This window comes from bacterium (assembly GCA_035529855.1).
GTDB lineage: Bacteria > RBG-13-66-14 > B26-G2 > WVWN01 > WVWN01 > WVWN01.
This window is the reverse complement of record DATKVX010000013.1, coordinates 1-16,942: the sequence shown is the minus strand read 5'-3', so window position 1 is coordinate 16,942 and position 16,942 is coordinate 1. Positions and strand designations below refer to the sequence as shown.

Genomic DNA, 16,942 nt, shown 5'->3' with positions numbered 1-16,942 from the left:
GAAGCTCGGGTCGCATTAAGTATTAAGGATGCGAGTTGGCTCGCCGCCTAATCTAAAATAAAAAGGGCTTGCGAACAAGCCCTTAATGACTCGAGGCACCCGGAAAATCAATCTTGTTCAAAACGCCACTGGAAGCCGCGGCTCACGCAGGCCGCCGCGTCTCCCCGCCCCCCCGCCGATACCGCCGTCTCCCGCCCCGGCGGCCGCGGGGGGGTAGGGAGGGAGGGGGGCGCGACGCCGGCGACGCAGACGGGTTGCTTACCTGTTTTTACCGTAGCCCACGTGGCCCGGCTCGACCTTATGCTCTTTCACTTTCTTTTTCGTTTTCTTCTTTTTCTTTCCGCCTTTTTGGTCCCTTCCGCGGTCTCTACCTTTAGCCATTATTTCCTCCGTAACGCCGGCGCCGGTGTCTTCGACGCGCCCGGGCGACTCGCGGTACTCGTTATGCCCGAAATAACCGCGGCCGGCTCGCCGTCGCGTACGACGACCGCCGGCCCGTCCTTTTCGAATTGCGTTTCATATGCTGCTTCCCGCGACTCCTCGGAACGTGCGTGCCGCTTCTCGATTCGCGCCGGACAGGATTCGAACCTGCGACCTACGGCTCCGGAGGCCGTCGCTCTATCCAGCTGAGCTACCGGCGCGTCGATATATGGGGTGGGCGAGGGGATTCGAACCCCCGGCCTCCAGATCCACAGTCTGGCGCTCTAACCGGCTGAGCTACGCCCACCGTCGACTATCACAATATAACTTATTTTCGCGACGAAGTAAAGCGAGCCCGCGAGATGCGCGCCCGGCAGGATTCGAACCTGCGGCCGGCGGCTTAGAAGGCCGCTGCTCTATCCGGCTGAGCTACGGGCGCCTAGGGACATTATAACATATCCCGCGCCGGGGGGAAGGCGACGGCGTCGTTTTCCGCTTGTCCGCGACGCGTTTATGTATTACCTTCTAATAAACTTTAATCGACCAACCCCAGGAGGTAAAGCCTTGAAGAAAACGTTCGCGCTCGCCGCGGCCTGTTTGCTGTTCGCGTTCGCGTTGTCTTGCGGCGACGACGAAAACGGCCCGGGCCCGACGCCCGTGCCCGGTTGGGAAAAAGTGAACGTGCACGCCGCGGCGCCGGCCGTAACCATTTCCATAGCCGTCGACGGCGCCGGCGGCGCACATCTGGCGTTTGTGGACAACAGCGGCCCGTCAACGTTGGTTTACGCCCATTTTTACAACGGCAGCTCGTCCATTAATGATTTTCGCTCGAGCGCCTTCGGCGAAGGCCGGGATGCCGCGCTCGCCCTCGACCGCGGCAACGACCCCCACGTCGCCTTTTACTCCGGCCGCCCGAATTACGACCTTTTATACAAAGTTATGGGCGGCGGCTTCATAGTGGTGGATGCCGACGGGAACGTAGGCCGGTGGCCCTCCGTCAAAGTGGACGGCGCCGGCCACCCCCACATATCCTACTACGACGAGACGAGCGGCGTCTTAAACTACGCCCGCTTCGACGGCAAGAAGTGGCGCTTGGTGGTGGTCGACGGCTCCTCGGCCGACCTCGGCCTATACTCGAGCCTCGGCATGGATGGCGACGGCAATTCCCACGTCGCCTACTACGACCGGACCAACGGCGCGCTGAAATACGCCTGGAGCGAGAAGGGTTATTGGGACTTCGAGACCGTGGACAAGGCCGGCAACGTCGGCAAGAGGCCGGCCCTCGTCCTGGACGGAGACGGCAACCCGCACGTCCTGTACAACGACGTCGGCAACGGCAGCCTTAAGTACGCCACGCGCAACGGCGGGACGTGGCAGAAGACGACGCTCAACTTCGCCGTAGCGGGCGATACCGGCGCCGCGCTGGCGCTGGACTCCTCCGGCCAACCGCACGTCGCGTTTTACGATAAGTCGGCGAAGAACGTCACGTACGCCCATAAGAAGGGCGGCGATTGGGCCACGAGCGTCGTCGCGGCCTGTTACGACGGCGGCGGTAGATGCGGCCTGGCGCTGGGCTCGGACGACAAACCCCGCGTCACATACTTCGACCCGGGCGCAGGCTCCGTCTACTACGCGTACTTGAAATAGGCTCCCGCTCGACCCTATAAGTTTACCTGTAAGAAGCCCGGCCTTGAGGCCGGGTTTTTTACGCGTAGCTTTTAGGTCGAGGAGTCGAAGTCGGCGTAGGGGAGGAAGGTTTGCATAACAGACACCGGCTTAAAAAGCCGTCCCTCGCTCGAGTTACGGCTAGCTCGTGGCATTATAACACGCCCCGCGAGAGGGAAGGTAAGGGTTGCACGCGGGCGTTTACCTTTGCCGGCGGAGGGGGTATAATGAAGGCCGGCGGCCGACCTCGAGCCGAGGCGTGCCGCCCCGGCTGGTATGGCGCGCGCAACCGTACGTTGCAAGGTCCTCCTCGCGTGGTCGAGCGGTAAGGACGCCGCGTGGGCCCTCCACCTCTTGCGCCGGGACGCCGGCGTCGAAGTCGTGGGCCTGCTCACGACCGTTAACGAGGCGTACGGCCGCGTCTCGATGCACGGCGTGCGCCGCGAGCTGCTCGCGCGTCAGGCCGCCGCGGCCGGCCTTGAGCCCTGGCTCGTCGCCCTCCCGCACCCCTGCCGCGACGAGCAATACGAGGAGATCATGGCCGGCGTCGTGCGGCGCGCCCGGGCCGCCGGGGTCGACGCGGTCGCGTTCGGCGACATCGCCCTGGCCGACGTCCGGGCGTACCGCGAGCGGCAGCTTGCCGGCTCGGGCGTCGAGCCGCTGTTCCCGTTGTGGGGAAAAGATACGGCGGCGCTGGCGCGACGGATGCGGGCCGCGGGCCTGCGCGCCCGCGTGACGTGCGTCGACCACAAAGTCCTGGCGCCCTCGCTCGCGGGCGCGGAGTGGGACGCGGCTTTCGACGCGGCGCTGCCGGACGGCGTCGACCCGTGCGGCGAGAACGGCGAGTTCCACACCTTCGCGTACGCCGGCCCCGTGTTCGCGGCGCCGATCGCGGTGACGCCGGGCGAGGTCGTAACGCGGGAGGGCTTCGTCTATGCGGACCTGTTGCCCCGATGACGGGGCCGCGAGCGGCCGGCCTTTGCGTCGAAGTCGGCGTAGGGGAGGAAGGTTGGCATAGCAAGAAGGCGGCTCGCGAGGCCGCCTTTATTTTTTATTCGTCGCGCCGTACGCTCACCGCGCCCGGGCGACGAAGCGCTGGATGCGGGCGCCGTTGCACTCCACGACGTAGACCTTCCCGTCCGGGGCCACCGCCAGCGCCGCCGGGTTGTTGAACTGGCCGTCGCCGAAGCCGTACGTCCCCCACTTGCCGAGGAACTCGCCGCCGGCCGTGAAGTACTGGACGCGGTCGTTGTTGGCGTCGGCGACGAAGACGGTCCCGTCCGCGGCCACGGCGACGCCCGTCGGCTGCAGGAACTCGCCGTCCTCGGAGCCCTCCTCGCCCCACTTGCCGCGGAACTTGCCCTCCGCGCTGAAACGTTGGATGCGGTTGTTGTCGGTATCGGCGACGTAGACGGTCCCGTCGGGCGCTACCGCGACGGCCCAGGGCGCGTAAAACTCACCCTTGCCGTCGCCGTACTTCCCCCAGCTCCCGCGGAACTTCCCTTTGCTCGAGAAGTATTGGACGCGGTGGTTGTCGGTATCGGCTACGTAGACGGTCCCGTCGGCCGCTACCGCGACGCCGCGCGGGCACTTCAGCTCGCCCTCGCGGGGTCCCTCTTTGCCCCAGGCGCGTACGAACGAGCCGCCCGAGGTGAAACGCTGGATGCGGTGGTTGAAGACGTCCGCGACGTAGACATCGCCGCCCGGGCCGACCGCCGCCGCCCGCGGGCTCATGAACTTGCCGTCGCCGTCGCCCGCCGAGCCCCAGCAACTCAGGAACTCGCCGCTCGAGGCGAAGCGTTGGACGCGGTGGTTGCCGCGGTCGACGACGTAAACGTCCCCGCCCGGAGCAACCGTTATGCCCGACGGGTCGCGAAACATGCCGTCGCCCGTGCCTACGGCCCCCCACCTGCTTTCGCAACGGGAATCCTCCGCGGCCGCTACCGCCAACGCGGATAATAACGGTACTGCGATAAATATGCAGTTTTTCACCTAGGCCTCCGATTTTTCGCGGCCACTCCGGGCCGCCGATGTACTCGTAAACTATAGCGGATTAAGGAGGCGAATGCAAATCGGCGTAACGGCGGCGGTCGCGTCGAAGGCGTAATGGGGAGTTAAATACGTTAATTATATATTTGTTAATATAAACGCCGCATAGGGGCCGCGTTAATATCGTAAAGCGTTTATTTGCTAATAAAAACAGGGCCGACCTGAAGGTTGGCCCCTACGACAAGCGCCACGGACAAGGGGTGTTAGCAAGGGGCTTAAGCCCCTTGTCGGGGCGTACAGCTGTACGCCCCTACCGGAACAGCGCCTTCACCCGGCCCAGCGAGGCGGGCCCGGCTCGAGCGCCCCCAACCGCGACGCGTGTTACGCGTGCGCGCGCCGGTCCGGCGCCGAGAGCTGCTAGCGCGGCGCTGCAACAATTCACCCTTCGCGGCTGTATTATAGGTATAACGTAAAGACGCCTGTAACCCGAAAGGAGCACGTATGAAGACGCTACGCCTGGCCGCGCCGGTAATCGTACTCGTGGCCACCGCCTCGCCGGTTCCCGCCGCGGATGAGGCCGCGTGCGAGGCGACGCCGGCCGAGATAGAACCCGCCGAGGCCGTGCTGGAGGGCGACGCGGCCGAGGTCCCGTTCCGCACGTTCTTCAACCTCCTCCTGGTGGACGTCGCCGTAAACGGCGGCGAGGCCCGACCCTTCATCCTCGACACCGGCGCTGGCGGCACGCTCGTCGACGCGGCCGCGGCGGTGGTCGCGCCGGAGGCGGAGCGCGGCGCCGTAACGGTCCGAGGCGCGGGCGGCGAGGAAGAGTTCGCGCTGGTGAAGTTGGACAGCCTGGCGTTGGGCGGCGCGCGCCTCCTCGGCCCCACCGTCGCTTTGGGCGAGCTGGCGCCGCTGCGCGAGCTGATAGGCGCGGACGTCGCCGGCGTCCTGGGCTACGACTTCCTGCGCCACTTCGTCGTGAAGGTCGACTACGAGAACTCCCTCGTCACGTTCTACGAGCCGGCGTCGTTCGCCGAGCCGGCGGGCGTCGCGTTCATCCCGGCCGAGACGAGCACCGGCCACCCCATCGTCGAGATGGCGGTCGGCGGCCACCGCGGCCGGTTCGTCGTGGACCTGGGCAACCCCGGCCCCATCATCCTGGAAGGCGGCTACGTCGCCGAGCACGATTTGATAACCAAAACGTCGCCGAAACTACCGGCCTTGATGAAGGGCGCCGGCGGCCCCAAGGTCACCAGGGCCTACTCGGTCCGCATGGACGACTTGACGATTGGGCCCTACAAGGTCGCCGGGCCCGTCGTCGTCCTGCCGGCCGAAGTGGAAGCGGTCCCGCTCTGCGGCGCCGACCTGGTCGGCAACGTGGGGTGGGAGGTGCTGTCGCGGTTCACGTTCTACGTGGACTACCCGGGCGACCGGCTGGGCCTGGCGCCGAGCGCGAGGTTCGACGCGCCCTTCGACTACGACCGCACCGGCCTCCTGCTCCAATACGCGGGCGACCACTACGTCGTGGAGGAGGTGGCGGCGGCGGTACCGGCGGCGTCGCTCCTGGCGCCGGGCGACAGGGTTACCGCGATAGACGGGAAGGCCGCGGCCGAGGTCCCGCTGCCGGCGTGGGCGCGGCTGCGCTGCCAGCCCGCGGGTACGGCGCTCAAGCTCACCGTGGAGCGGGGGGACGGCCCGGCGGAGGAGATAACGCTCGAGCTGGCGGAGTTGTTGTAGAAGGGAATATTAGGGGCGACTCGCGGGTCGCCCCTACGAAACCACAACCGGGCCGACCTGAAGGTCGGCCCCTACGACAAGCGCCACGGACAAGGGGCGTTAACAAGGGGCTTAAACCCCTTGTCGAGGCGTACAGCCGTATGCCCCTACAAAACCGCCGCGCAGCGTTACTGGAAGTATTGGATGCGGTGATTCCGGACGTCGGCCACGTACAATCGCGTGCCGTTCGCCGAGCAACCGAGGCCGCTGGGGCAAAGGAATTCGCCGTTGCCCGTCCCCCGCGTTCCAAGTTTTCGGACGAAGGAACCGGCCTTTGTAAAAAGCTGTATCCGTCCGTCCATCCTGTCGCTGACGTAAATGTAACCGCCCGGGCCCTCGACGATGCCCTCGGGTTCCATATAGTTCTCGCCCGTCTTCGGGATTAGGGCCCACCTACCGAGGAAAGAACCCGTCGGCGTGAAGTACTGGACGCTACCCCCGCCGGCCTCGGCGACGTACACGTTGCCGTTGGAAGCCGCCGCAATAGACAGGGCATCGCCCGTGGACCACTGGCCGAGATAGGAACCGGTCGCCGTAAAGTACTGCACGCGGTGTATCATCGGATCGGTAACGTATACCTTTCCGCTCGAGCCGACGGCAACGCCCCACGGTTCGACGAACTCGTCCTCGCCACTTCCATGAGAACCCCACCTCCCCAGGAAAGACCCGGCCGGGGTGAAGTATTGAACGCAGGCATTGAACCTGTCGACGACGTACACGTCGCCGTTAGAGGCGACGTCCACGCCGACGGCCTTGTCAAACTCGCCGTTCCCCTTGCCGTACGAGCCCCACTTCCCCAAGAACGAACCGGTCGCCGTGAAATACTGGATCCGGTAATTGCCGGCGTCTACGACGTAAACGTTGCCGTTCGGCGCTGCCGCCACGTCGCGCGGCCACTTGAATTGGCCGTCACCTATACCCTCCTCGCCCCACTGGCCGGCGTACGCCGGGCGCTCGGGGACTTTCGGCTCGGTCGTCGAATCGTCGCAACCTAGCCACGAAAGCGACAACGCCGCGAGCGCCACGGCGGCCGCGAGAACTAAAACCCTTTTCATCTTATAGCCTCCTATTTAAACAAAGCCTTCACGCGGCCCAGGGACGCGGGCGATACGGCGGGGTTGTCCAGGACCGTATACCAGATGTCGTAGTAGCCCTGGCCGCCCGGGCGGGTGGAGCTGAAGTACATCGTTCGGCCGTCGGGCGCGAACCACGGGCAATTATCCGCGTACGCCGTGTTCACGACCGGCCCCAGGTTCGCGGGCGCGCCCCAATTGCCGCCGGCGTAGGTCGATACCCATATGTCGTAATCGCCGTAGCCGCCGGCGCGGGTGGAGGAGAAATAGAGCTTTGCGCCCTCCCCTTCGCCGCGGAGGCACGGATGGTACGCGTCGCCGGCGCCGAGGTTTACGCGGACCGGCGCGCCCCACGAGCTAACCGTATAAACCGAATAATATATCGCGTTCTCGCGCACGAAATACAAGCGCGTCTCGCCCTGCCAGGACGCTATGGACGCGTAATATTCCGCGAAACCGGTATTGACGTTGGCGCCGACGCCCGCCGGCGCGGACCAGCTGCTTCCCGAATAGACCGTTTGGTAAATGTCGGAAGAGCCGGCGCCGCCCGGCCGCGTGCTGTAGAAATAAAGGGTATTGGGCGTCGGGCCGCCCGTCCAGCAAATGCCCGGGCCGCCGTCGCGGTCGCGGGAGTTTACGGCCGCGCCCATGTGAACCGGCGCGCCGAAGTTGGGGGGCGTCCCGGTGGCGTACCAGATATCCGTGTAGCCCAAGCCGCCGGGCCGGTCGCTGGCGAAGAAAAGGTACGTGGTGCTCTGGTAAACGCCGAGGCTGGCGCTGGCGTCGAGCGAGGTGGAATTCACCGTCGGGCCGAGGTTGACGGGCGTCGTCCACGCGGCCGCGAGCGTCGCGCCGGCGCCCAAGAGAACGACCGCTAACCTGTATTTAAAAGCCATCGTATTTTCCTCCTCAAATGCCGCCGACGCGCGCGCGGCGGACCAACTAGCCCTCCCTCTCCCCCTCGGCGGCGAGGCGCTCGCCCAGCGCGTAGAACGAGAAGTCGCCGCCGATGGTCCAGGCGATGAGACGCGCGGCCTTCATGTCGACCGCGTCCCCCTTCACCAGCTCCTCGTCGACGTACGACTTGACGACGCGGCCTATTATCCCCTCGTTGGGGTCGTAATCGAGGACCTCGGCCAACTCGCACGCCATGTTGAGGGGGCACTCCCGTATCATGGGCGCGGCCGCGAGCTCGCCGTAGAACGTCTCGAAGAGCTTCGACTTGTCGACGTCGCGGCCTGACTTCGAGCCGCATATATTGACCCGGGCCAGGAGGTCCTGGGAGGGGAGGTTCACGCTGAAAGCCTTGTTCTCGTGGACGCCGCGGTTGGTGTAGCGCTTCTTGTAGAGGCTGAAGAAGACGTGCCGGCCGAAGTCGAAGGGCGAGATGTAGCCGACGACGCAGTAGTTGGGCCGGCCGTCGACGAGCGTGCCTATAAGCGCCACCGGCAACGGGCTGAGGAGGTTGCCGTCGTATTCTTTTTTCATCGTCTCTCTCCTTTAACTCTCGAGCCGATTTATAACACAACGGCCCGCCGGCCGCCACCGCGAAAAGGGGCCGCCGAGGGGCGGCCCCTACGACAAGGGGCTTAAGCCCCTTGGCCTAACCCCGCCCCCTCGGGCGCACAGCCGTGCGCCCCTACAACACCCGTTCACGCGGCGGGGCGACGGCTTGGGCAAGGGCGCACAGCTGTACGCCGCTACGTCACGCGGGCGTCCGGCGGGAGGTGTACTGCGAACGCGCAGTCGTCGTCGCCGCGCATGACGGAACGGAGGACCTCCACCCGCACCGGCCTCTCGACGATGAACTCCCAGATGCCGCCGTACCACCCGCCGCCGCAGCAGCAGTAGGGCTCCGGCGCGGGCGTCGCCGCCGCCCCGGCCCGGGCCAGCGGGCAGTGGCAATAGGCGACGCGCCTCTCGTCCGGCGTCCGGGCCGCGGCGAAGGCCTCGGCGTCGCGAGGGGCCTTGACCTCGACGACGACGTCGCCCTCGCGGTAAGGGCGGGAGTGTTTTTCGCGGTCGCGGGCCATGGCCTTGAATACCGCGTCCACGCCGCCCGTCTCTTGATAAATTTTCCGCAGCTCGAGCAGCGGCTCCTCGCCGAACTCCTCGACGAAGACGCAGGCCCGGCGTTCCATTATCTTCTCGCGCGTCGCGACGTCGGCGACGGCCTCGGCCAGCCGCTCCGTCGCCCGGCGCGACCAGGCCGCGCGCTCCTCGGGAGAGGCCTCGGCCAGGCCCTCGTGGCCCTCCAGGACCCGGTCGCTGATGCCGGGGCCGGCGTGCTCGTCGATGAGCCGTGCCCACTTGGCGATCTTTTCCTCCAACCAGCCCATAGATAAACTCCTCGCGTACAGGGTAACCGGCCGGCCCCGGGGCGCACAGCCGTGCGCCCCTACAAAAACAAACGTTGCCGGCGGCCATTATAAAGCGGCGCCGGTGCGGCGTCAAGGGGGGAGATTCTGTAGGTGGGGCCCCCGTGGGGGCGCAAAGCCTTGCGCCCCTACGACACCCGTTCGCGCGATCCGCGGTGAGCGGCGACCGGCCGGCCCTACCGGAACAGCGCGTTCACGCGGCCGGCGGCGTTTTTCCGGCCCGAGCGCCCCGGCCTAATATTGCTCCTTCCACTTGTCCTTCTGGACGTAGTAACTCGTGAGCTCGTACCTCACCATCCGCCAGTCGACGAGCTCGAACGGGTCGACGCGGTATTCCTTGAAGTCGTTCTCGTAGCACACCAGGCCCACGCCGTCGGCGTAGAGCTCGCGCCACGTCTCGGGTTTGAGCGCGTTCTCGTTGTCGAGGAAGAGTTCCTTGCATGTGAACTTGCCGCCTTCGGGCGGTTCCGCCGACACCTTGATTTTGACGTCGCGGCGGTACTCGAGGGGAAAGTCGACTATCAGGCCCGTCTGCGACCATTCGCCCACCAGCATGCCGTCCTCTATAAGACACGCCCACCCCACGCGCTTGACGAAGCACGCGTTGCCCGAGGCGGCGACGTCGACCCCTCCCGCCGGCCTGCCGTCCCTCGTAATCGTTATGACGTACGCGAGCGGGAATTCCTTGTATCTATCCGTGCGCGCCGTTATCTCGAAGGTCAACTTGTACTCCTCGGGAGCGCCGTACATGCTGTCCGCGGTCACTTTGTATTCCCATTTGTTGCCCTCGACGGTAGGCAAGTGTTTGCAGAAATTGACGGGCGGGGGCCGAATGGGCGGGACGTCGTCGCACGTCGTCGTGGCCGCCAACGAGAAGGCCGACGCCAAAATAATTGCCGCTGCTCTCGTACGCATATCTCTTACCCCCTTTGGGGCGAACGGTCACCCCTACCGGAACAATGCCTTCACGCGGCCCAGCGAGGCGGGGGAGACGGCTGGCGCGGACCACCGGAAGTACTGGATGCGATGGTTATCGGTATCGGCGACGTAAACGGTGCCGTTCGGCGCCAGGCATACGCCGGAGGGTGAACTAAATGAGCCAATCCCGCTACCCTCCTTGCCGAACATACGCTCGTAAACGTACCTGGACGGGGTGCCCCAAACGCAGACGGCCGCCAGCGCGCCCAACGCCGCGGCCATAGTTATGGCGAGCTTATTCATTTCCCTTACCTCCTCGGGTTATTACCCTTTAAAGTAAACTATAACAGAATGTCGGGACTAATTCCAATTTTAAATAGGCCGACCTGACGTAAGTGCGCAAGTCCTTACGCCCTACCGGCCGGTCGTTCCTGTCGTAACGGCGAACGGCGCGAGCTGAAGGTCGGCCCCTATGGGTATCGCGGGATAGGGGGTAGGACAAGGGTTTTTAACCTCATGTCTCCCTGCCCATACCGGCCTATTCATAGGCCGGTGGCTCACCGGCGATAGCTACGAACCGCGACTTCAGTCGGGGCAAAACTACCCGGTTGAAGCCGGTGCCCGAGGCTGTCGCCGCTTAAGCACCGCCCGTTGAAACGGGCGTATTCCTTTTTCGCTGGGTAGGGGCGACCCGTCGGCCGCCGCTACTTAAACAGCGCCTTCACGCGGCCCGGCTCCGCCCTTTACCTACCGGCGACGTCGTGGAAGAGCTCCTCGTACGCCGCCGCGGAGCGCGCCCACGTCATCCGGCGGCTGTAGTCGTACGCCCGCCGCGCGACGTACGCCCGGGCGTCGTCGTGGGCCAGCAGCTCGCTCACCCAGAAGGCGAGCGCCTTCGTGTTGCGGAAGGGGACCAGCACGCCGCGGTCGTCGTCCAGCAGCTCCCGGGCGTACCAGTACGGCGTCGAGACGACCGCCTTACCGCAGGCCACGGCGTACGCTAGCGTCCCGGAGGATATCTGGTCCTCGTTCAGGTAGGGCGTGACGTATAAGTCCGTGGCGCGCAGGTACGTCACCAGCTCGTCCAACGAGACGTAGCGGTTGACGAAGCGGACGTGGTTGTGCAGGCCCAGCCGGTAGACCGCGCGCTGCAGCGAGTTGCGGTACGCTTCGCCGTAGCGCTTGCGTATCGCCGGGTGGGTGGCGCCCAGGATTATGTACAGCGACGTGGGGAACTGCGGCAAGACGTCGGCCATGGCGCGCAACGCGAACTGGAGGCCCTTGCGCGGGGTGATAAGGCCGAAGGTCAACAGGACCTGCCGCCCCGCCGCGCCCACCGCCTTCTTGAACGGCGCCGAGCCGCCGAACGGGACGTCGGGCGTGCCGTGGTGGATGACGCGGACCTTGTCCTCCGGCACGTCGTAGAGGGTCGTCAGGAACTCGGCCGCCTTTTGGGCCTGGACCGCGAGCGCGGCCGAACGCCGGCATACCTCTTGCAGGACCTCGCGCTGCCGGGGCTTGGGCTCGGCCAGGACGGTGTGAAGCGTCGTGACGACCGGCTTGCGGAGTCGTTCCAGGAAGTCGAGTACGTAGCGGCCGGTGCGGCCGCCGAAAATGCCGTACTCGTGCTGCAGAGACACGACGGCCGCGGCGGAGCCGTTGACCAGCTCGGCCGCGGCGACGTAGTCCTCCGGCCGGGAAGCGCGCACGACGGCGCGTACCTCGGCCCCGTAAGACCGGCGGCGTTGCCGCTCGCTCATGGCGACCACCGCTACGCTGCCGTCCGCGCCGAGCTTCTGGCCCCGCCCGGCCGCCAGCGCCGACGCCATGTTGTAAGCGAAGGTCGCCAGGCCGCAACGGCGCGGCACGTACGTCGAAACGATGTACAACCCCGGCGAAGAAGACATAAGCCCCCCGGCGTTTGTCTAAACCTTACAGGTCAAAAGGTAACTCAGCACGTCGTCGAAGTCGGCGGTGGCCAGCGCTACTACCGAGTCTGCGGCGCCGTAGTAGACGCGGAGATCGCGCGTCTCCTCGTCCAGCACGGTGCCGCACGGAAAGACCACGCCGGGGACGTCGCCGATCATCTCGTAGTAGGCGTGCGGGCCGAAGACCCAGTCCTCGGTGCGCCGTACGACGCGCCACGGTTCGTCGAGGTCGAGCAGCGCCAGGCCGCAGCGGTACAGGCTGCCGGAGGCCGTCCGCCGCACGCCGTGGTAGATGACGAACCATCCCTCGGGCGTCTCGAGCGGCGGCGGCCCCAGGCCCACGCGGTGGGTGTCCCAGGAGGCGGGCCGCGTCGTCAGTAGCAGGCGGTGGTCGCCCCAGTAGGCGAGGTCGGGCGAGAACGATATCCAGATGTGGGCCTCGCCCCGGATGATGGGGCGGTGGATGAGGGCGAAGCGGCCGTTTATCTTGCGCGGGAAAAGCGACGCGTCCTTGTCCTCGGGCGGTAGCAGGCGGCCGTAGCGCGTGAAGGTCTTGAAGTCGGCGGTGGTGGCGAGCGATATCACCGTCTCGTTGCGGATGAACGACGTATACGTGACGGCGTACTCCTCCCGGGGCTCGAGCCACACGATGCGCGGGTCCTCGACGCCGAAGTGCTGCTCGTCGTACGCCGGGTCCGCCACCAGCGTCGGCTCGGCGTCCACCCGCCATTTGGTCTTGCCGTCGGCGCTGCGGGCGGCGGCGAGGTGGGAGTAGCCGCGCAGGTCCTCCACCCGCACCAGCAACAGCGTCTCGCCGCCGACGAGCGCCGCGCCCGGGTTGAAGACGGCGTGGGCCCGGTAGGGCCAATTATCCGCGGTCAGTACGGGGTTCTTTTCGTAGCGTTTGAAGAGAACGTCGGCGGTGAGCTCGCAGCTCTTTTCGGCGTCCTTCATCGCGGCCTCCGGGCCGGGTGGCGTCAACCCCGGTCCCGTTAAATATATCTTATATCGGCGGGAAAATCAAACCGATAAGGCGCGGGGCGGCGCGGGCCTGTTCCTGCACGTATCCGTGGGGGCGCACAGCTGTGCGCCCCCACTACCGGAACGACGGACGGCTCGAGCCGAAGGTCGGCCCGAGACAGGGGACTAGACAAGGGGTTTAAGGCCCTTGTCTCCCTGCCCATACCGGCCTATTCATAGGCCGGTGGCTCACCCGCGGTAGCTACGGGCCGCGACTTCAGTCGGGGCAGCGTCCCCCGGCTGAAGCCGGCGCCCGAGGCTTTCGCCGTTTAAGCACCGCCTGTTGAAACGGGCGGTATTGGTCCTTAGCCGGTTAGGGGCGCACAGCGGTACGCCCCTACATAACCGATACCACGTACCCGCCGACGGACGCCACGGGAATTACCTGAAAATCGCCCTCACCCGGCCCAGCGAGGTTGGGAAGACGGCGGGTTCACGGGTGTTAACGACGACGTTGTCCAAATCCCAGGCGTAAACGGCTACGCGCTGCGGGTGCCGGTTCTGAACCCACACCTCGAAGCGCGCCTTCACCAGGTCGCGGCGCGCTGCGGACGCCTTGCCGCTGAAGACGCGCCAGGTGGACGTTAACCCCAACCCGTACGAAGCGAAGACCTCCTCCGGCTGGGTCGCGTAGAACAACGAGAAAGTCGCCCGGTTCTCCGCCTCGAAGCCGCCGTGGCCGTACTTGTAGTCGAAACGAAACGCCAGCTCGGCTTTGGCGGGCACGATGAAGGAGTACGTCTCCATCTTCGCCCACCGCTCGGCGTCCTTGGAGCTGGACGCCCACCCCACGGCGAACCTCCCCCACGGGCCGGCTTCTTCCGGGTCCCAGCCGGCTCCCGCGCCGCTCTTGCTCGACGTCCACCGGGGCGGCGGGACGCTTTGCTCAAAACCTTCGTCGACGTAGACCGTAGCGTCCGTAAGGCCGGCCGCCGCCAACGCCGCTACTACTATAAAACATAATTTCACGGTTGCTCACCCCCGTACGGCGTTATCTCGCGTTAAGGCCGTCGCCGCCTTCCCGACGGCCGAAGGCTACGCGCATATAAAAAGGGCCAGGCGAACCCTAAGGCCTGCCTGGTTGCTATCTACGCGAGCCGCGCGCGTCGTGACGTACGCCCGTTGCACCCGAATTCTTTTTCCCCGCCAGATATTCACCCCACATTTACCCCCTCGCGAAACAATATAAAATAACCCACCAAATTAGTCAAGAAAAAAGCGACCCGATTACCTAACGCCGTTACGCCGCGCCGGCGCTCCCCATCAGCGGTAAAAGGGGCCGCGCGGGCCTCTTTCGATTATCGGGCGACTTGCCCCGCGCCCCTACCGGAACAACGCCTTCACCCGGCCCAGCGACGAAGGAACGACCGCCTCAGCCGTATCGTCGAAGTATTGGACGCGGTCGTTGAGATAGTCGGTGACGTATACGCGGTTGCCCGAAGGCGAAACGGCTACGTCATAGTCCATGGCGAATTGGCCCGGGCCTTCGCCGACCCCACCGAACCGACCGAGGAAGGAACCGGTGGAGGTGAAGTAATCGACGCAGTGGTTGTACGTATTGGCGACGAACACGACCCCCGAACTCGAGACGTCGATGCCGTAAGGTTCGTCGAATTCGCCGGGACCCTCGCCCGATTTATCCCACATCCCCAGGAACGAGCCGCTCGAGGTGAAGTATTGGACGCGGTTGAGGGTGTAGCAAACGTCGGTCACGTAGACGGTATCGTTAGGCGCGACGGCTATACCTTCGGGCTCCCGAAACTGGCCGGGGCCGGAACCGTGCGAGCCCCACTTGCCGAGGAACGAGCCGGTGGAGGTGTAGTACGATACGCAGTAAGCCCAGCGTTCGATCACGTAAACGTCGCCGTTGGGCGCAACGGCTACGTCGGCTGCGTTGATGCCGCTCCAGGAACCGATTAGCGAGCCCGTCGGCGTATAGTACTGTACGCCCCCCCTATTGGTCACGTAGACGACGCCGCTCGGCGAGACGTCGACGCCGCCCGCGCCGGGAACAGCCCACTGGCCGAGGTACGAGCCGGTAGGCGTGAAGTACTGGACCCTTTCGTTAACCGGCCACCCGTCGGTTACGTAGACGTTGCCGTTGGGCGCGGTCGCTACGCAATAGGGGTACCAGAACTCGCCGGGGCCGGAGCCGGATTTGCCCCACATCCCCCCGTACTGGTATACGGGAGCCGCCGCCCAGGCCGCGGCGGCCGCCAGCGCCGCCGCCGTCAAAACAACTAAACCCCTCTTCATCGTTTTACCTACTTTTCGATCTATGACAGTAATTTTTTATTGCGCCGTTGAGCCGATTGTGAATAAAAAAGGCCGGGCCGGCACGAGGCCGAACCCGGGCAGTATTTCCTTACGAGCGACCGGACCGCCGGCCGCGTCCGCAACGTACTCCCGTTTTCTCCGTCCCGAGCATGACCCTAACGCCTTTAGGAAATCGCCCGGTTAAATGTTCACGTCTCCCTTATGCAAACATTATGACAGCGAGCCGGATTTAAGTCAAGGGAAAACTATCCTAATCATTATTTATTTAGTAAGGTTGACATATGTTTATTTTGGTACGGAAAAAAGGGGCCGCGCGGGCCCCTTTAGCGATGAGCGACGTAACAAGGGGCTTAAGTCCGTTGTAACCAGGGCGTACACCCGTGCGCCCTTACCGGCCAGTCGCCCCTACATTACGCCGCGTCGGTTGGTAACGACCGACGCCACCGGGTCGGCCCCGGCCTACGGCGCCTCCTCCTCGGGCGGCGCGGCCCCCCCTATGTCGAACAGCGGCGCGCCCAGCTCCGCCGACGACAGCACCGCGTCCACCGTCAGCTCTCCCGCGGCGCCCCCCGCCACCAGCGACGCCAGCGTCCGCTCCGTCGCCCAGGCGCGGCGGAAGCGATACAGGCCGTTGCGGACGTCCTCCTCCTGCGCCGCGCGGTCGCCCGAGGCCGCCCGGGCGCGGACCGCCTCGTCGTTTACGGCGAATTCGTCGTCGGCCGTGGCCTCGCCGTATTGCGCGCTCAGCGCCTCCTCCCAGTCGTGGAACGTCGCGAGCGCCGGCTCGGCGGCGGAGATGACGCCCGCGGCCAGCGCGACGCGGTCGGGCTCGAGCCAATACCACAGCTGCGCCGGGTGGCCCGCGAACTCGTCCACGTAGACCATGAAGTAGTTCTCGCCGAGCTCGAGCTCCTCGAGAGGTTCGCCCGCCGCGGCCAGGACCTCGTCGCGCGTGTCGCCCCATTCGGCGAGGCCAAAGTCGGCGGCCTGGGCGGCGGTGTTCAACAGTAATGCGGTTATCAGGAGCCTTTTCATAGCGTCTTCCTTTCGCGCGCTCTCCTCGCGTAGGCCGGCCTGTATGGGTAATGGGGCGCGATGACGACGGAGGATTTCGTAGGTTTTTACTCCTCGGCTTCGCGGGCCGGTATCCTCACGTACTCGTCGGCCGCGACGTCGTCCGGTATTTGGGCGTCTATTTCGGCCCACTCCCGCAAGCGTTCTTCCAATCTCCCGGACGCCGGGAACCGCTCGATTATGCCCGCTTCGAATTCGGCGGCCTCGCGGCGGATGCCTTTTTCCTTCTCGGGATCCAATATCGATACTTCGCCGCCGCACGGGTCGTATTCTACGATTAACTTTTCGCCCGTCGGCGTCTCGAACTCGAAGGCTTGCCATTCGCAAAAGCCCCGGCCGACGATGCGGTTGAAGTATAGGTCGTCGGTCCCCAGTTCCTCCCGGGCGAAGGCGAACGCGGCCCGGTAACCGCTGAGCGGCGGCA

At 65.4% G+C, this 16,942-nt stretch carries 17 protein-coding genes and 3 tRNA genes; 3 read left to right on the top strand and 17 right to left on the bottom strand.

Annotation, left to right across the window (positions count from 1 at the left end; genetic code table 11):
• Positions 1-258: 258 nt before the first annotated feature.
• From VMX79_01445 to VMX79_01430, 4 genes are all read right to left on the bottom strand, one after another.
• Positions 259-381, bottom strand: a complete 123-nt coding sequence (locus VMX79_01445; GenBank protein HUV85756.1) for a hypothetical protein — start codon at positions 379-381, stop codon at positions 259-261.
• A 186-nt stretch (positions 382-567) separates the two neighbouring features.
• Positions 568-641 (bottom strand) — tRNA-Arg (locus tag VMX79_01440).
• 9 nt (positions 642-650) lie between these two features.
• Positions 651-727 (bottom strand) — tRNA-His (locus tag VMX79_01435).
• A gap of 58 nt (positions 728-785) precedes the next feature.
• Positions 786-859: transfer RNA gene (locus VMX79_01430), tRNA-Arg, on the bottom strand.
• A 125-nt stretch (positions 860-984) separates the two neighbouring features.
• Between VMX79_01430 and VMX79_01425 the strand changes: the two genes are divergently transcribed.
• Both VMX79_01425 and VMX79_01420 read left to right on the top strand, forming a co-directional pair.
• Entirely contained in the window at positions 985-2,067 is a 1,083-nt protein-coding gene (locus tag VMX79_01425; protein HUV85755.1) for a hypothetical protein, read from the top strand.
• Positions 2,068-2,361: 294 nt separating this feature from the next.
• Positions 2,362-3,042 carry an ATP-binding protein gene (locus VMX79_01420; GenBank protein HUV85754.1) on the top strand — a complete coding sequence of 227 codons (681 nt, stop codon included), beginning with the start codon at positions 2,362-2,364 and terminating at the stop codon, positions 3,040-3,042.
• Positions 3,043-3,156: 114 nt separating this feature from the next.
• On the opposite strand, the gene VMX79_01415 is transcribed toward VMX79_01420, so the two are convergent.
• Complete coding sequence (locus tag VMX79_01415) at positions 3,157-4,077, bottom strand: 6-bladed beta-propeller (GenBank protein ID HUV85753.1); 921 nt, start codon at positions 4,075-4,077, stop codon at positions 3,157-3,159.
• Between the two features lie 498 nt (positions 4,078-4,575).
• Here VMX79_01415 and VMX79_01410 point away from each other — a divergent pair, with 498 nt between their 5' ends.
• Positions 4,576-5,811 (top strand): aspartyl protease family protein, encoded by a 1,236-nt coding sequence (locus VMX79_01410; protein HUV85752.1) that lies wholly within the window; start codon positions 4,576-4,578, stop codon positions 5,809-5,811.
• Positions 5,812-5,978: 167 nt separating this feature from the next.
• On the opposite strand, the gene VMX79_01405 is transcribed toward VMX79_01410, so the two are convergent.
• From VMX79_01405 to VMX79_01350, 12 genes are all read right to left on the bottom strand, one after another.
• Complete coding sequence (locus VMX79_01405) at positions 5,979-6,905, bottom strand: 6-bladed beta-propeller (protein ID HUV85751.1); 927 nt, start codon at positions 6,903-6,905, stop codon at positions 5,979-5,981.
• Positions 6,906-6,916: 11 nt separating this feature from the next.
• Positions 6,917-7,819 (bottom strand): hypothetical protein, encoded by a 903-nt coding sequence (locus VMX79_01400; protein HUV85750.1) that lies wholly within the window; start codon positions 7,817-7,819, stop codon positions 6,917-6,919.
• 46 nt (positions 7,820-7,865) lie between these two features.
• Complete coding sequence (locus VMX79_01395; protein ID HUV85749.1) at positions 7,866-8,411, bottom strand: flavin reductase family protein; 546 nt, start codon at positions 8,409-8,411, stop codon at positions 7,866-7,868.
• A gap of 212 nt (positions 8,412-8,623) precedes the next feature.
• The gene (locus VMX79_01390) at positions 8,624-9,262 is read right to left on the bottom strand and encodes a hypothetical protein (protein ID HUV85748.1); all 639 of its coding nucleotides are present in this window, start codon (positions 9,260-9,262) and stop codon (positions 8,624-8,626) included.
• 273 nt (positions 9,263-9,535) lie between these two features.
• The gene (locus VMX79_01385; protein HUV85747.1) at positions 9,536-10,216 is read right to left on the bottom strand and encodes a hypothetical protein; all 681 of its coding nucleotides are present in this window, start codon (positions 10,214-10,216) and stop codon (positions 9,536-9,538) included.
• A 33-nt stretch (positions 10,217-10,249) separates the two neighbouring features.
• Positions 10,250-10,522, bottom strand: a complete 273-nt coding sequence (locus VMX79_01380) for a hypothetical protein (protein HUV85746.1) — start codon at positions 10,520-10,522, stop codon at positions 10,250-10,252.
• Positions 10,523-10,962: 440 nt separating this feature from the next.
• Entirely contained in the window at positions 10,963-12,126 is a 1,164-nt protein-coding gene (locus VMX79_01375) for a glycosyltransferase family 4 protein (protein HUV85745.1), read from the bottom strand.
• An 18-nt stretch (positions 12,127-12,144) separates the two neighbouring features.
• The gene (locus tag VMX79_01370) at positions 12,145-13,101 is read right to left on the bottom strand and encodes a glycosidase (GenBank protein ID HUV85744.1); all 957 of its coding nucleotides are present in this window, start codon (positions 13,099-13,101) and stop codon (positions 12,145-12,147) included.
• A 447-nt stretch (positions 13,102-13,548) separates the two neighbouring features.
• A complete protein-coding gene (locus VMX79_01365; protein HUV85743.1) occupies positions 13,549-14,136 on the bottom strand; it encodes a hypothetical protein in 588 nt (195 codons plus the stop codon).
• Between the two features lie 354 nt (positions 14,137-14,490).
• The gene (locus tag VMX79_01360; protein ID HUV85742.1) at positions 14,491-15,423 is read right to left on the bottom strand and encodes a 6-bladed beta-propeller; all 933 of its coding nucleotides are present in this window, start codon (positions 15,421-15,423) and stop codon (positions 14,491-14,493) included.
• Positions 15,424-15,903: 480 nt separating this feature from the next.
• Entirely contained in the window at positions 15,904-16,479 is a 576-nt protein-coding gene (locus VMX79_01355) for a hypothetical protein (GenBank protein HUV85741.1), read from the bottom strand.
• An 86-nt stretch (positions 16,480-16,565) separates the two neighbouring features.
• Positions 16,566-16,942, bottom strand: a 377-nt coding sequence (locus VMX79_01350; protein HUV85740.1) for a hypothetical protein, incomplete at its 5' end; no start/stop codon positions are given.

Bases quoted from the DNA above. Each gene is read 5' to 3' on its own strand.
- VMX79_01445 (HUV85756.1), bottom strand. From the start codon at position 381: ATGGCTAAAGGTAGAGACCGCGGAAGGGACCAAAAAGGCGGAAAGAAA.
- VMX79_01420 (HUV85754.1), top strand. From the start codon at position 2,362: ATGGCGCGCGCAACCGTACGTTGCAAGGTCCTCCTCGCGTGGTCGAGC.
- VMX79_01410 (HUV85752.1), top strand. From the start codon at position 4,576: ATGAAGACGCTACGCCTGGCCGCGCCGGTAATCGTACTCGTGGCCACC.
- VMX79_01405 (HUV85751.1), bottom strand. From the start codon at position 6,905: ATGAAAAGGGTTTTAGTTCTCGCGGCCGCCGTGGCGCTCGCGGCGTTG.
- VMX79_01400 (HUV85750.1), bottom strand. From the start codon at position 7,819: ATGGCTTTTAAATACAGGTTAGCGGTCGTTCTCTTGGGCGCCGGCGCG.
- VMX79_01395 (HUV85749.1), bottom strand. From the start codon at position 8,411: ATGAAAAAAGAATACGACGGCAACCTCCTCAGCCCGTTGCCGGTGGCG.
- VMX79_01390 (HUV85748.1), bottom strand. From the start codon at position 9,262: ATGGGCTGGTTGGAGGAAAAGATCGCCAAGTGGGCACGGCTCATCGAC.
- VMX79_01385 (HUV85747.1), bottom strand. From the start codon at position 10,216: ATGCGTACGAGAGCAGCGGCAATTATTTTGGCGTCGGCCTTCTCGTTG.
- VMX79_01380 (HUV85746.1), bottom strand. From the start codon at position 10,522: ATGAATAAGCTCGCCATAACTATGGCCGCGGCGTTGGGCGCGCTGGCG.
- VMX79_01375 (HUV85745.1), bottom strand. From the start codon at position 12,126: ATGTCTTCTTCGCCGGGGTTGTACATCGTTTCGACGTACGTGCCGCGC.
- VMX79_01370 (HUV85744.1), bottom strand. From the start codon at position 13,101: ATGAAGGACGCCGAAAAGAGCTGCGAGCTCACCGCCGACGTTCTCTTC.
- VMX79_01360 (HUV85742.1), bottom strand. From the start codon at position 15,423: ATGAAGAGGGGTTTAGTTGTTTTGACGGCGGCGGCGCTGGCGGCCGCC.
- VMX79_01355 (HUV85741.1), bottom strand. From the start codon at position 16,479: ATGAAAAGGCTCCTGATAACCGCATTACTGTTGAACACCGCCGCCCAG.